The 16,410-nt window shown below is 52.3% G+C and carries 7 protein-coding genes; 2 read left to right on the forward strand and 5 right to left on the reverse strand.

What is annotated here, in order from left to right:
• Positions 1-261 precede the first annotated feature (261 nt).
• Positions 262-9,750 (forward strand): autotransporter outer membrane beta-barrel domain-containing protein, encoded by a 9,489-nt coding sequence (locus M2371_RS16945; protein WP_259268242.1) that lies wholly within the window; start codon positions 262-264, stop codon positions 9,748-9,750.
• A 66-nt stretch (positions 9,751-9,816) separates the two neighbouring features.
• A complete protein-coding gene (gene cueR, locus M2371_RS16950) occupies positions 9,817-10,218 on the forward strand; it encodes a Cu(I)-responsive transcriptional regulator (protein WP_034493769.1) in 402 nt (133 codons plus the stop codon).
• Positions 10,219-10,297: 79 nt separating this feature from the next.
• On the opposite strand, the gene M2371_RS16955 is transcribed toward cueR, so the two are convergent.
• The 5 genes from M2371_RS16955 to M2371_RS16975 all read right to left on the reverse strand — a co-directional run bounded on the left by M2371_RS16955 (position 10,298) and on the right by M2371_RS16975 (position 16,340).
• Positions 10,298-10,831: a hypothetical protein gene (locus M2371_RS16955; RefSeq protein WP_259268243.1), complete on the reverse strand. Its 534-nt coding sequence runs from the start codon at positions 10,829-10,831 to the stop codon at positions 10,298-10,300.
• A 13-nt stretch (positions 10,832-10,844) separates the two neighbouring features.
• On the reverse strand, positions 10,845-12,476 hold the full coding sequence (locus tag M2371_RS16960) for a LysM domain-containing protein (RefSeq protein WP_259268244.1): 1,632 nt from the start codon (positions 12,474-12,476) through the stop codon (positions 10,845-10,847).
• The gene (tssI, locus tag M2371_RS16965; RefSeq protein WP_259268245.1) at positions 12,473-14,722 is read right to left on the reverse strand and encodes a type VI secretion system tip protein TssI/VgrG; all 2,250 of its coding nucleotides are present in this window, start codon (positions 14,720-14,722) and stop codon (positions 12,473-12,475) included. The genes M2371_RS16960 and tssI overlap by 4 nt, the downstream gene beginning before the upstream one ends.
• Before the next feature lie 260 nt (positions 14,723-14,982).
• Positions 14,983-15,429 carry an NfeD family protein gene (locus tag M2371_RS16970; protein WP_259268246.1) on the reverse strand — a complete coding sequence of 149 codons (447 nt, stop codon included), beginning with the start codon at positions 15,427-15,429 and terminating at the stop codon, positions 14,983-14,985.
• Positions 15,426-16,340 carry an SPFH domain-containing protein gene (locus M2371_RS16975; protein WP_034493771.1) on the reverse strand — a complete coding sequence of 305 codons (915 nt, stop codon included), beginning with the start codon at positions 16,338-16,340 and terminating at the stop codon, positions 15,426-15,428. The genes M2371_RS16970 and M2371_RS16975 overlap by 4 nt, the downstream gene beginning before the upstream one ends.
• Between the last annotated feature and the right edge of the window lie 70 nt (positions 16,341-16,410).

Here is a 16,410-nt window from a genome sequence, read left to right on the forward strand (position 1 = left end):
GTCAAGGGATGCAGTTTAATATTTCTCGTTATTTCCCGTGTCATGCCTTGATAAATAACCGTTACCCGCTTTCGGGCATCTATTTGCATCATATTTTCAAAGCATTATGTGAGGCAGTATTAGTTAAGTAATACTTTTTCTCCTGCCAGCTTTTCATTGCACCGCCATGTACTACTGTTACTTAAAGTATTTCGACACGTGTTTGTCGTTGTCTTTATGTTTCAGCGCGTTATTACTTTTGTGGCCATGCAGAGATTGCTTATGAATAATATATATCGATTAGTCTGGAGCCATGTTGCCAACAGCTATATTGCTGTTGCAGAAATATCCCGGGGTGGGAAAAAAGGGAGCAAAACGGGGCGGGGTGGGAAAAAGTTATTAGCAGCAGCGCTCGTGCTAACCGGGAGTTATACAAGCTACGCCATTGCGGACGATGTGACATGGATAACCGCGTATCCCACTTATTTATTCCCGGAAAATCAGGGGATTAATTACGATACCGTTCGTGATACCGGATTTGCCTTCACGATTGATAATCAAGGTCAGCCAAACCACTATATTCCAGGCACCGTCCTGAATATCAATGGCCCAATACCGTTTATTGCCGCCGGTTCTAACGGTGCGAGCACGGGCGTCACCGTGCTCAATGCGCTTCCGGGCGGCACAGGGACTGACCCTGACCGCATCACCGTTATTGAGGCAACAGATTCGACAGGTGCCGCCACCACGATAACTGAAGCCAATATTAGCCAGTACACCTATTCCCCATCTCCGGCTGTTCCACAAGAAAGCCTGGAGCTGAATGTTGAAGTTCCGGGCCTGGACGGCAGCTACCAGGTGGTCAGTGTTTATGATTCATCGACTTTTATTTCCGCCGATGACACCGCCGTAAGCGCAATGGTTTTACCCGTTTATGATCATAATTCTATTCGTATCTTTAATAATTTTGGTATTGCCTCAGTAGCGTCAACGGGTGGGCAGGCCAATATCAATGTCGGTTCGAGCGATACCACCACGCCTATTTCAGCCGCTGCCAATACCATTAATTTACTGACCAAAAACTCCGTGCTGGCGAAAGCAGATGGTAGCGCGGGTGTTGCCAGCAGCACGCAGTGGCTTTCGGATAACTATATTGTTTTCCGTCCCGCGATTGTGCTTCAGAGCGATACACAACAGCTTGGTGCGCAAAGTGCAAAATACGATTTCACTATCACGCTGCCCCACTACGAGCAAATTGGGCCGCGAGTAGTTTTGCTGGGAAATAAAACATTCACCATTAACTCATCGGCTGATATCGCAGAGGTTAACGATTTCCTGGTAGGCGACGGGGATTATGCCGGCAAGCCGCAAATCCAGTACTGGCTGACGGCGGGGGCTTCGGTCAACGGCGAAGTCATTGACTCAACGGTTGAAGCGCAAAATACCTACGACGCGATTATTACCGGAATGCTGGCGCAAGAGGAAAACACCAGCATTAATCTGACCTATCACGTTTGGGATGACAAAAGCGGGCACACCAATAACGCAACGCTTGGCACCGGGGATTTAAACGTAATTTATGCCACCGGCGGCAATGCTTCAGGGCTGGTCACGGCTGATGGCAGCCTCGCCGTGGATGGTGCCTCGGCGGTCATGCGCGCCGATACTAACGCGCTCATCACCAACGACGGTGCGATAAACGCATGGCGTAGCAGCGGCAGCAGCCCAACGTCAGTCGGCATGTTGACCACTAATGCCCGCGCGATCAACAACGGCACATTGAACGCCGGGTTGTTTATTGAAAAAAACGGCAACAATCAAAATGTCTCTAACGCGGGCAGCGTGGGGATGCAGGGCAGCGGTACCAGTACATTAACCAACAATGGTCATATTAATGTCGCGATAACAGACACCACCACCAACAATGCGCGCGGGATCAGCGCATCGGGTACGACGGCTGTCACCAACACCGCCGACGCCACCATTGCGCTGGTGGGTAACAGCAAGAATGCAGGCGGGAGAGCGGGCGGGTACGGTATCTTCCTGCAAGATGGCGCGACATTGACGAACGCGGGGAATATCTACCTCGGCGTGACGCCTGTTTTCGATGCCACCGCGCCAACGCCAGTTCCGATGACGGGCGGCGATCTTTCTGCGGGAATTCACACGCAAAGTTCCGGGGCGGTAAATAACACCGGCACTATCACGCTGGAAGAAAATATCCGTAACGCTGCCGGGATTTCCGTGCAGGGTGCGACCGGGGCGATAACCAACAACGGCACAATTAATGTTTTAGGGAAACTGACTAACGGTTCGGCGGCGGCAAACTATGGCCTGAATGTTGCCGATAACACCGGCACCGTGACGCACAACGGCGATATTAACGTTGATGGTGATAACAACATCGCCATTAACGTGCTGGCGCAAAAAGCAGGGGCGACAGTCAGTTCGACGGATGGCAGCACTATTACTGTAGGGACCGCCGGGGATACCGGGGGTAGCGACGGGCAACCGTATACTTATCGCAATTATGCGGTTTACGCCGAAGGGCTGAATACACAACATGCCCAGGTTAACCTGAACTCCACCATTCGTTTGTTATCGGCCGGGGCAATCGGGGTTCACGCGCGCGGAGATGCGCAAATTGATATTAATGCTGACTCAACGCTCACCTTTGAAAACACCCAACAGATGGGCTACTACGCCTGGGGCAATGAAGCGAAAATTAATATCGGCAGCGCGGCTATCAATGATAACGGCCAGAAAGATTCGATATTATTCGCGGTAGACCATGGCGCGACGTTTGCGGGCAGCGGGTCGGCGGCGGGTTATCAACTGACCGTCTCCGGCGAAAATGCGACCGGGATATTCGCCAACGGTCTGGATGAAAACAGCGGGACTAAAACGACACTCGATACCGGTACGGCGAAAATTAACGTCAACGGTAATGGTGCCATCGGGGTAAAAGTCACCGGTGGCGCGCAAGGGACAATTAGTGATGGCGGCATTGTATTAGGTGGGAATAACACCACAGCCGTTGTGCTTGATGGGCGTAATTACAATATCGACAGTACCATCGACCCCGAAGAATTAATTACGCTCGTTACATCGAATGCGGCGACGACAACGCTTTCTTCGCAAAGCGGTATTACCGGTTACAACGTTTCGCACCTCGGGCAATTAACTCTCAATGGTACGGGGATTGCGTTAAACGGAACGAACAGTACCGGGATCCTTCTGCACGATAATGGCTCGGCGATTGTGAATGCGCCGGTCAGCGTTTTGGGTACCAATAATATTGGCGTCAATATCCAGAATAATGGCGTGTTGACCAATAACAACACGATTAGCGTGAGCGGCGCGACCGGAAGCGGCAACGTAGGGCTGCGCGTCGGTGGGGCGAATGCGGTGGTGAATCGTCTTGGCACCGTGAATGCAACTGGCGGGTTGGCGGCAGTACAGTTAATTGGTACGGGTGCGAATCTGACGGTCAACGGAACGGGCAATCATATCACCGCCTCCGGTGGTGCTGATGGCGTGAGAATGGACTCCGGCGCGTCATCATTTACCGCGACCAACACGGTTATCGACATTTCGGGCAGCGGTGCCGGGATTAATAACAACGCTGACACCTCGAACATCAACCTTAACGGCGTAACGATTAACGCCTCGAATGGCCCGGCGATCCGCACGGCGGTCACGTTTAGCGCGGCGGGTGCCGGTAACACGCTGAACGTTTCCGGAAATGGCCAGGGCTTTGCCTTTATGAATGCGAACGGCGACCCAACGACCGGGAATCTCACCATTGATAACGGCTACACCATTAACGGTGATGGCGCGGGCAGCGTCGGGATTCTGGCAAGAACATCAGATAACGTGACGTCTGGCGCGACCATCAATATGGCGGCGGGCGCAGGGTCGGCAATTGTCGCAACCGATGGTGTGGCGGGCGCCAGCCGTACCATCACGAACACCGGTAATATTACCAGTCTGGGGGCGGGCGCCCCTGTCATTGATGCGTCAGGCAGCGGCAATACCACCGTGAATAACAGCGGGTCTTTGTTGGCAGCTGATGCCACGGCGCAGGCGATTTTGACCGGGGATGGCAACGACGTAGTGGCATTGAGCGGTGCGGGTGCGAATACCCGTGGCGAAATTGTGTTAGGCAGCGGTAACGACCAGTTTAGCTGGACGGCGGGTGCGTACACCGGCGGCGTCACCTTTACCGGTGGGGATGGTAACGACAGCGCCACGCTTGGCGATGTGTCGCTGGCAAACGTCACGCACATTCTCAGCGAAGGCGGCACCAATAATACGTTGACGCTCAACGGTACGCATCAGGGAACCGCCCCTGCGTTATTGGGAAGTTTTACCGCGGACGACCTGGTAAAAGGCACCAATATTGGCACCGGCTGGAGCACCTTGACCCTGGATGGCGATGCCACCGATGCGCGTATTGTTGACGACCTGACGCTCTCGGGCGCTCAGGCAATCAACATCAACAACGGCGCAACGCTGCGCTCGGGCGACAGTGCGTCGACACCCGGTGACGCTACCCTTCATAATTACAATGTTTCTACTTCCGGCGCGACAAGCCTGCTCTCTTTTGATGGTGCTGGTGACCAGATTTACAGCGGAATTATCAGCGGCAGCGGCGGAATGGAACGCATCGGCGCGGGTAAAACCACGCTGCTTGGCGAGAACACTTACACCGGAAATACCTGGATCGGCGCAGGGGCAGAATTGGCGCTCGGTGACGGCGGAACGGTGGGGAGTTTGTCCCAAACGACTAACATCACCGACGACGGTATTCTGACTATTGATCGTTCTGACGATATTCTTCTTAACGGTGTGATTTCGGGTAGTGGTGCGTTCCATCAGGATGGAGCAGGCACGACGCGTCTTGGTGGAGCCAATGCCTGGACGGGAGCTACTGAAGTAAACCAGGGCACGTTGTTGGTTAAGGGCAATCAAAGCCAGGCAACTGGCCTGACAACCGTTCATACCAACGCGGCATTAGGCGGGACGGGAACTATCGGCGGCGATGTCGTCTTTGATGCGCTTACCCGGCTGACTCCGGGGGATGGCGGCGTCGGCACCTTAACCATCAATAAAAATCTCACATTATCAAACACGACGAACAGCCAGTTTGAACTTGGCCAGCCTTACGTGCCCGGCGGTTCGCTCAATGACCTGGTGAATGTCGGCGGCAGCCTGGTTCTGGATGGTGTCGTCAACGTCACACTGGCAGCGGGAGGTGCATTCATTCCGGGTGTTTATCGCTTGTTTAACTACCAGACCGGTGGCTTAACCGATAACACCATGGAGTTGGGGACGTTACCTACCACCGATCGGGCAAACTATTACATCCAGACCGCCTTGCCGGGCCAGGTCAACCTCGTCTTAAACTTCCCGAATGCAGCCTCTGAATTGCAGTTCTGGGATGGTGATGACCCTGCGAACCATGGCGATGGCTCAAGTGGCGATGGGAACATTGAAGGGGGAAATGGGACCTGGCGTAATAATCTGTTGGGGCAAACTAACAACTGGACCGAAGAAGATGGCGTAGGTAATGCGCCGTGGGCGCAAACGGCCTTTGCGGTATTCGCAGGGCAGGAAGGACTTGTCACTATTAGCGATATCAATGGGCGTGTCATCACTTCGGGTATGCAATTCCTGACCGATGGCTATGTTCTGCAACAGCTCAACCCAGCCTCACAATTGCACTACATCAGCACCGTCACCAGTTCATTTGATATCCCGGTTCCCGTACCGACTAACCGCTTCCAGACTGAAGGTGAAACTGACGCAGATTCGTTCTTTGTGATTCGTGTGGGAGCGGATAGCACGCCAGTCACTACGACCATTAACGCTGATCTGGTGCAGGATGAATTAGACAGCAACGTAGTGCGTTTGCTGAAAACCGATCCGGGCCGCCTGATCCTCAACGGCAACAACGATTTCAGCGGCGGCGTGGAAGTCTGGGGCGGCACGCTGCAGGTTTCCAAAGACCAAAGTCTTGGCGATGCCGGAACTTCACTGACGCTGCGAAACGGCTCTGCGTTGCAGGCTGGAGCAAGTTTTACCACCGATCGCAATATCTTCCTCGATGGTGCAACCGGCGGTGCATTCGATCTCTACGGCAACACCTTCACCCCATCAGGCCTGATTGGCGGCGATGGGCAACTGAACATTTATGATACTTCTGCCAGCGGCAATAGCAGTTTCCTTGAGCTGAATCGGCAGAATATTTATCTCGGTGACACCAATATTGTGGGCAATGCCGGTAACGGGCTGTTGACGGTTAATGCCAACGCAACTGGCGTATTTGGCAAGGCTGACAGCCAGGTTTCTCTTTCAAACCTGGCACGCTTAAATCTCAACAACTCTGCCTCCGGACAGACGCACTCCTTTGCCGTCAACAACTCCACGCTGGCGTTTAACAACGCAGCCGGAGCTGGGCAAAGCACCATTAATCTGACCAACAGCGGTAACGCGGAATTTAACGGCAACAGCCAGGGTAACAATTCCAACGTCACGGTCGACGCCACTTCGCGCCTGGCGCTGAACGAAAACGCAGATGCAGGTTCCGCGACGGTCACCAATAGCGGACAAGTCACGTTTGCTGACAGCGCCCAGGGCGCAGGGGCGGTGATCTCCAACCTTGCTGGCGGGCTGGTGGACATCAGCGCGGCGCTGGCAAGCACCTCGGTCGGTTCGTTATCGGGCGCGGGTAACGTGGTTCTTGGCGCGGCAACACTGGTCGAAGGGGCGTTAAGTCGTAACGACACCATCAGTGGCATTATCAGCGGCAGCGGAAATCTGGTGAAAACCGGCAGCGGCACGCTAAATCTCACCGCCGACAATACCTGGACTGGCACCGCCACAGCGCAACAGGGCGTGCTGCTGATAAACGGTAATCAAGCCGCAGCAACCGGAAAAACCACCGTCAACAGTGGCGCAACTCTCGGCGGTGCGGGCGTGCTGGGTGGCCGCGTAGAAGTTGATAATGGCGGCCATCTGGCGGCGGGCCAGGATCTTGCAAGTGTTGGTGTACTGGAGATGGGCGCATTAACACTCAACCAGGATTCGCAGGTCGACTTCCAGTTCGGCAGGCCGTTTACCGTCGGCGGCTCACTTAACGATCTGATTAATATCAATGGCGATCTTAACCTTAACGGCAAACTGAATATTACCCAGACACCGGGCGGATCCTTTGATGTCGGCGTTTATCGCGTCTTCAACTACACCGGCGCGCTGACCGACAACATCCTGGATATTGGCACAGCGCCTGCAGCGGCAGACGATCTCTACGTGCAAACGTCCATTGATGGCCAGGTTAACCTGGTGAACCGTACGGGAGCGGTCATGCGCTTCTGGGACGGGGCGGGTGGCACGGGAGGATCGCTTAAAAACAACGGCGTGATTAACGGCGGCGATGGCATCTGGCAAAACAACACCGGCAACGACAACTGGACCACCGATGTCACCACGCCAGATGGTCGCTTTAATACGCCATACAGCAACGGATCGTTTGCCGTGTTTGGCGGCGAGGCGGGGAATGTCACGGTTGACACCAGCCTTGGTGAAGTGGCCATCAGCGGGGCGCAATTTACCACCAACGGCTATGTGATTGGTGGCGATAACATCACCACGCATACCGCCGACACGGTGATTCGCGTTGGCGACGGTACGCTTCTGGGTGCGCGTTACACCGCGACCATTAACTCCGTTATTGATGGCGAAGGCGGTATCAATAAAGCCGATCTCGGTACGTTAATCCTGGGCGGCAACAACCAATACCAGGGCGGAACACAAGTCAGCGGCGGGGTACTGCAAGTTTCTGCCGACAATAATCTGGGTGCCGCGGGAACGGGAATTGGCCTGAGCGGCGGGACATTACGCTACGGCGCGGCGTTCGATACCGCGCGGGTGGTCACGCTTTCAAACGGTGGAGGGGCGGTTGATACCAACGGTAATTCAGTTTCGCTGCTCAGTGCAGTCACCGGCAGCGGCACCTTAACCAAACTGGGCGACGGCAAACTGACGCTGACGCAAGACAGTACATTTGACGGGCAAACGACTATCCGCAATGGCACATTGCAATTGGGCAACGGCGGAACCGGGGGCAGCGTCGGCGGTGATATCGTCGATGACGCGACTTTGGCGATTAACCGCTCTGATAACGTAACCCTGAACGGCAATATTTCTGGCAGCGGGCAAGTCTTGCAGCAAGGCAGCGGCACCACTTTCCTCAATGGCAGAAATACCTGGAGCGGCATTACACTTGTGGAGAAAGGCACCCTGGCGGCAGCGAGCCGCAATAGCTTCAGCCGTCAATCAACACATATTGTCAGCAGCGGGGCGACGCTCGATACCGGCGGCCACAACCAGACCGTGGCGAATCTGGTGAACCAGGGTACGGTAAATCTGCGAGGCGGTGATGTCGGTTCAACATTGACCGTCAACGGCGATTACGTTGGGCTGAACGGGACGTTGAAAATTGCCGCCCAGCAACACAGCCCTGGTGTTGCCGACCATCTGGTGATCAACGGCGGTACGGCTACAGGCAGCACGCTGCTGGATATTGACGTCAGCCAGCTCGGCGAACCGACAACTGGCGACGGTATCCTGGTGGTCGAAGCGGTGAATGGTGCGACGACGACGGCACAAACCACCAAAGATGCCTTTAATATCGGCGGCGATGTGCTCACCGCCGGAGCCTGGGAATACCAACTGTTTGCCGGAAACCAACAAGGCGCAGGTGAAGACTGGTTCTTACGCGCCGGTTATCGCCCGGATGTTCCTGGATTCGACACGCTCGGGGCGATTATCCGCCAGGCTGATTTGGCCGTACTTGGCACACTCCACCAGCGAGTTGGCGACGAGCAACCATGGCAGGCAGGAGTCCCTGAAGATCAGGACGGCCGATTCTGGGCGCGTTACATCGTGAAATCGGTCGATCAGAAGCATGACGATCCGACCCAATCCCAGAGCAGCACTAACTACAACGGTATGCAAATGGGGCTGGATCTTTATCAGGACGATAAATGGCGTGCCGGTTTGTACACCACCTTTATGGATATCGACAGCTCCATCAATGGCATTACCGGGATGAGCGGCGGTGCGGCGTACAACTCGACCTTCTCCTCTTATTTGGGGGGTTACGGTACCTGGACGGACACCAACGGTTTCTATGTCGATAACGTCTTGCAGTATGGTTATCACTCTGTTGACCTGAAAAATATGAACGACCGGGAGACTTACAACCCTGACGGCAACTCGTTTGTGGCGTCAGTCGAGGTCGGCAAACCGTGGCAGCTTTGGAACAGTAACTGGCTGATTGAACCGCAGGCGCAGCTCATCTATCAATACAGCGATTTTGATGACGTGACGCTAAAAGACCCAGCAAGAACCAAAGTGTCGGTTGATGCTGACGGTGCGGTGATCGGCCGTCTCGGCGTGCGTCTGGCGGCGGATTACGACACCGATTATGGCAAAGTGAAACCGTATATTCGCGTCAACTACTGGCAGGAGTTGTCGGACGGACAAGATACCGTGACGTATCGCAATACGGCAAACAGCGCGGGTGCCACGAAAATTGATGCCAATCAGCGCTTCCAGACCACCGAAGCCGCAGTGGGAGCGACGTGGGCCGTGACCACGGAAGTGCAGACTTATACTGAAGTGGGTAAAACCTGGGATAACGGCGGTGATACTCAAGTGGACTCTGATATTTCCGCATCGGTCGGTATAAAAATTCGCTTCTGATAAAACCCCCTGCGCCCAACCGGGGGCAGGGGTTATACTTCTGTCGACGGAAATTCAGGAGGAAACATGAACATCAGTGATGTTGCGAAAAAAACCGGCTTAACCAGTAAAGCGATTCGTTTTTACGAAGAGAAAGGGCTGGTCACAGCGCCGCTGCGTTCTGACAACGGATACCGGAGCTATACGCAAAAGCATCTGGATGAGCTGACGTTACTGCGCCAGGCCCGCCAGGTGGGCTTTAATCTGGAAGAATGTCGCGAGCTGGTGAATTTGTTCAACGATCCGGCGCGTCATAGTGCCGACGTAAAAGCGCGTACTTTGCAGAAAGTCGCGGACATCGAAAAGGTGATTTCGGAGCTACAGGGAATGCGCCAACAGTTGATGGCGCTGGCGGATTCATGCCCTGGCGACGACAGCGCGGATTGCCCGATTATTAATAATCTTGCGGGCTGCTGTCATAAACAGTAGATCTTCGTATCCGGTGTTGGGCAATTATCTATAAGTGATGGTTGCCCATATTTTAGCTGAAATCAACCTGGTACAGGTTCTATTTACCACCGTCACTACCAGTACTGGAATTTTTATCTTTAGTAATACGCTCAACATGACCGTTGGCATATTTAAATCGTAATTCATCATCAATAACAATAATCGAATTAGCTTTTCCCCAAGAGACCCAGGTAATCTGTGACTCCCCATTCTCGGAGAAAAAAGCATTGGAAATTACTGGTTTTCCACTTGTTAGATCAAGCACCATATTAATGCCACAACGTGATGCTGGTTTTTCTGGGAAACAAGGATCCTCTGACACATATGAAATTGTGGCTTTGGTTATTAAGTATTTCTTGTTTTTAAAGATACCTTCATCATTACTTACAACCATGTAACTCGTTTTTGCCTTGTATATTTCTTTACCATTAAGTAATAGGTGTGAGGATTCATCGCCTGAGTTAACCATTTCTACTTGATTGAGAAGGCCAAGAGTGGTGTTCTTACAAAGTGTTGCAATGGGATTGCATTCAGCCAAACTTGTCATCGGATACAAAAAAGACATGGCTATGATTAATGAATATTTGTTCATGGTTATTCTCAATTTATATTGATTTTAACACTTCTAAAAGTGAAGCATCTTTAAGCATTGGTGGGTTTGTTAACTCTGAGCAGAAATATTTTTCAAGGTTAATGTTATTGTTTATATATTCCGTAAGCCATGTTCTGTGCGCTTGGATGTAGCTACCATGCGTAATAAATTTTTCTACAGCAGACTTTACCCCAACCTGAGCTTTCAATAAGTGACCTGCTTCATCTTCTGAAATGTCATTTTTAATAAATAGTTTAGCATCGCCTAATCCCAGGTGATGGGCCAGATAGATTAATTTTGCTTTTTCTGCATCATTGAGTCCGTCAATGTTATAACCTGCATTTTTAAGCGAGGCTAAATTTTCCACTCCGTAATCTACCGCTGCCATAATCGCATACTCTGGCTTAAATCTGAGATCCAACCATTTTTGAACAGCATGCGTAGCTTTGCGCGGATACGGCGTTACACCAGTTATAAGGTGTTGTTTTCTTAGTTCCTTTAAGTTTCTCCATTCATCTGGAGATACCTCAAATTTCTTCTCATATTTAACTTCACCATTTTTATTTTTTACTTCTTTCCCATTTTTGTCTAGTGCAGGTTTATCTGCAAGAAGTCCCTGCTGAGTTGCTTTTTCATATAAATACGTTCCCTCTCTGAAAGTTTCCGACATCCATGACCCATTTAAAAACTGAGTCATACCGGCAGCAGAACTTTTATAACTGGTTATATTTGTCTTTGGATCGGTTCCGGATTTACAAACTGATGTCGGTTTCCAGATACCACCGGCATACTTTGCCGCTTCAGCACTGATCACCGCTGCTATGCATTGTGGAATAATACCGCTCCGTTCAGATGCCGCAATTATTTGATTCCAGTAAATAACATTCTTTCTTAATGTCAGGTCATAAGAGTTCGGACAGACGTGGCTGATATGAGTTCTGGGGCCACCCTGAGAGTCGCGCCCCACGCTGACTGTATTAATATCTCCAGAGGTATTCTCAACATCACCAGTTGACCCTTTTAAAGCAGTGCTTTTACCTTTTACCCTGACTTTGGGGCTGGATAAGATGACTGCTACCTTCCCTGGCAATGGTGTGAAACTGGCCACCTCTTTTATCTTCCCTGCAGCGCTGGAAACAAAAACCTTCAGCTCAGTTTCTGCTTTTGTAGCAAAATTTTTTATTTGCCCCATTCCATCAGTCATGGATTCATATACATCGCCCAGTGCTGACACAATCTTAACTTTAAGTCCCGATATAGGTTTCTCAATGAGATCTTCAAATGAGAATGATACGGTACATTGATCCTCGCTTTGTTCATCCTTTGTATCCGGGTAAGAATACTGTTCAGTCGGTATCTTGATTATTTGTCCTGGATAAATTAATGACGGATTTTTTAACCCATTAAATGAAACCAGTTCTTCGACTGAGCAATAATGTTCTTTAGCAATTTTTCCGAGGGTGTCTCCTTGACGAACAATTACATTCTGTTCTTCTGGTGACAATGACCATATATCGTCAAGTGGAACAGGTTTATTTTCTTGATCGATATCGAATTTCCAGTCTGCTGACCATCCCAGTAAGCCATCATAGGGTTTCGGTTTATCATGTGCTTTATCAAAAATTGGAGTTAATTGAGAAGTCATTCCATTTCCCCTTCAATAAATGTTTTAAATATAAGTTCCTTACTCTGAATACCATCCATTCCTTTGAGGGAAGCAAACATATGATTCAACTCTGGCTCATCCCGCTCTCCTGAGTTATCGCCACCACTTCCGTCCTCATTCTCCGACTGCTCTGATCCTGAATCCCCCTCATCACCCAGACGGCTCAACACCGCCGCCTGCCGGGTCTTAACCGCTGTTCCCGGACTTCCCCCACCATTAAGGTTGATTTTCAGCCCGGTGATGTCGATACCGCCGGGATGAATGACAATGAATGAGCTGCCCATTTTCAGCGTGATTTTGCTCCCGCTCTGCAGCACAATATCGCCCTGCGCATCCACACCCAGTGCACCCGCCACTTTCTGCGCCAGGTCGCCTTTCACTTCCAGGCTGTGATGGCCCTTCACCAGGCTGATATGGTCTTTTGTCGTGCTGTGCTGCTGGCTGCCTTTTACCGTGACTTTGCGGTCGCGCTCCACGTACAGGTTGTCATCGCGGCCGCTGTTTACCGTCCGGTTGCGGGTGACTTTTAGCGTCTGGTCATTGCGTACGGTGATAGTACGGTCATGCGCCACGGTGATGTACTGGTCGTGTCCGGCAGCATTCTCCTTGCCGATTTTCACCGTCTGCCCCAGCCCGACCGTGACCTGCTGGTTATTGCCGATGGTTTCGCTATGGTCGACTTTCACATTCGTATCGCGGTTATTCAGCACCATCGTCTTCATGTCCTTCTGGGCATGCATCGACAGCAGCTCCTGGCCGGTCTGGTCCTCAAGCATTAATTCGTTGTACCCGACACCCTTATACGTCTGCGAGCGTATCGCCATCCGGGTTTTCGTCCCCGGCAGGTCGCCCGGTGCGCGGTTGGCGGCGTGATAGGTGCGCCCGGTGATAATCGGCTGGTCCGGGTCGCCATTGAGGAAATCGACAATCACTTCCTGGCCGACGCGCGGGATGGCGATGTTGCCGAATCCGGTGCCCGCCCACGCCTGCGAGACGCGTACCCAGCACGAGCTCTCCTCATTAGTTTTGTTGTAGCGGTCCCAGGCAAATTTCACCGTCACGCGCCCGTGTTCGTCGCAGTAGATTTCTTCCCCGGCAGGGCCGGTAACAATGCCGATTTGCGGCCCGTCCACCAGCGGTTTCGGTAACGGCACCGGGCGCCAGGTTTGTGTGGCAGGGATAACATAAAAGCGGTTGGTGAGCGTGGTGCCCTGGCCGGAGCTGACGATATGCGCCTGCGGCTGGCTGCCGGAAAGCTCACACGACACCACCTGCCACGGGCTGTTTAAATCTTCACGCGGATGGTCGGTGAGCGTAAACCAGCGCCCCGGCTGCAATTGCGGGCAGTTACTGGTGCCGCGGGCAAAATCGACGTTATTGCGCCAGCCTTCCATCTGATATTTCGCAAAAGCGGCCCCGTGCTGTTCATCCTTAAAACGCCCCGGATAGTCAAAAATTTCATAGTCCGGACGCTGATACGACAGGTCTGCGCCTTCTTCCTGGTACTGCGCCTGCCAGCCGGGGGCGGTGAAGGTGTAATCTTGGGTAGTGACTTTTGCCGGGCGGATTTGCGCGCTGCGGCAGAAGGTGTTGATGCAGTACGTGGACGATTCAGAGGCGGCATTCGGGTTATAGGGGAACGCCCCGAGGCCGCGCAGGTTGCTGCGGTCATCGGTGAAAGTCAGCTTCTGGTCACGGTCGTCGAGATATTCATCCTCGAAGAAAAAAATGCCTTCTTCGGCGGCAAGGCGGGCGATGAAATCGTAATCCGACTCCATAAACTGCACGCAGAATTCGCGCGCCGGATGCGGACGACGGAACAGGGCGTCATGCGTGCGGATACGCATTTCTTTGAGCAGCTTGGCAAAAATATACTGGATGTCGTAATTCTGAAAACTGCGGCAGTTCTGCCGTTGCGAACTGCGCCAGAACTCCGGGCGCACCGTCATGCGGTAGAGCGTCTGGTGTTTTCCGGAGTCGCCCTGCTCGCAGAAGGTGACGATGCCGCGCACCCGGCGCTTAATCACCTCGCCCTGCCAGATGGTGAGCAACGCGTATTCGTCGAGAATGGCTTTAAAGCCAATCGCCGGGTCATTACAGGACACGGTGACATCCAGGCTGAACAGGGAGGAGAGGGACTGCATGAGTTTAAAATTCACCACCGCAAAGGTATTCGCCGGAGTGCGCCCCGCGGTGAAGGTAAAGCGGGTGCCGTCAGTGGCCATGAGGGAAGTCCTTTCCTGTCAGTGAATATATTTACCAGAACCTATTAATGAAATTGAGTTATTAGTTTGATAAATATAATTAAATCAATAACGTAGTGAGTGTGAAAGATAGTTTGCGGACAAGAGTATGACTGTGATGAAAATCACATAAGGAAGAATATGAAATCTAACAAAATGAATCACCTGTTCAACAGGTGCCTGGCATGTGAAGTATCTTTTGTTGATGGCAGCACGGAATGCTGCCATCAACAGAAACAGACCTAAAGCGCCTGTATTTTCAACGTAATACCTTCAACGGCGGTCACAATCACTTCTGTGCCTGCCGTTAAATCACTGTCTGCCATGACTGGCCATGAGCTATCTGCAACGCGGATATGGCCGCGGCCATTCACCAACGTAGTTTCCAGCCGCAAACGGCGGCCAACCAACTGATGGCCGCGCTGATTGAGCACTTCGCCGGGTTCTTGCTGTTTACGCGTCGAGAGCCAGCGCCACCACAGAAAGGCCGCAACCAGTGTGAGAATCGCAAAGCACACGCCTTGCCATTCCCAACCGAGCGGCACAATCCACACCAGTAAACCGGTGAGTACCGCTGCCACTCCGCTCCACAGCAAATAACCGCTGGCACCGAGCATTTCAGCCGCCAGCAGCAAACCGCCCAGCGTGAGCCAGAAGATATGCGCGTGGGTAAACAGCAGGGCTATCATTTTTTACGCTCGGTACCGCTTTGTGCGATAAGTTCGCTGATACCGGCAATTGAGCCCATCAGGCTGGTGGCGTCGAGCGGCATCAACACCACTTTGCTGTTATTGGCCGAACCAATCTGTTGCAGCGCGTCGGTATATTTCTGTGCGACGAAGTAGTTAATCGCCTGAATATCACCAGCAGCAATAGCTTCAGAAACCATTTTCGTCGCCGCTGCTTCTGCTTCAGCACTACGCTCACGGGCTTCCGCCTGCAAGAACGCGGATTGACGTTCACCTTCAGCTTTCAGGATCTTCGACTGCTTATCACCTTCGGCCTTCACGATTTCAGCCTGACGGATCCCTTCGGCTTCCAGAATATAAGCACGCTTGGTTCGTTCGGCTTTCATCTGCGCATTCATCGCATCAATCAATTCAGCCGGTGGGCGAACATCGCGAATCTCGATACGGGTGATTTTGATGCCCCATGGATTGGTCGCTTCATCCACGATATGCAGCAGACGGGTGTTAATGTTGTCGCGCTGCGACAGCATTTCGTCCAGCTCCATCGAACCCAGCACGGTACGAATGTTGGTCATGGTGAGGTTCATGATTGCCAGCTCAAGATTACTGACTTCATACGCGGCACGCGGGGCATCGACAACCTGAATAAAGCACACCGCGTCAATGGCGACGTTGGCGTTATCTTTGGAAATGATTTCCTGAGAAGGGATATCCAGCACTTGCTCCATCATATTGATTTTGCGGCCAATGCGGTCCATAAACGGCACCACAAGGCTTAAGCCTGGCATCAGAGTTTTGGTATAACGGCCAAAGCGTTCTACGGTCCATTGGTAGCCCTGCGGCACGATTTTTACCCCGGCGCCGACGATAATCAGCGCGACGAGGATCAGTACGGGAATGACGATTAACATCAAAAAAACCTCCATTGTTTATTTGATGTAAGTCTACCCCCTAACGCAGAAACATTCAGCGACTTCCTGG

This window comes from Buttiauxella sp. BIGb0471, from assembly GCF_024807715.1.
Classification (GTDB): domain Bacteria; phylum Pseudomonadota; class Gammaproteobacteria; order Enterobacterales; family Enterobacteriaceae; genus Buttiauxella; species Buttiauxella agrestis.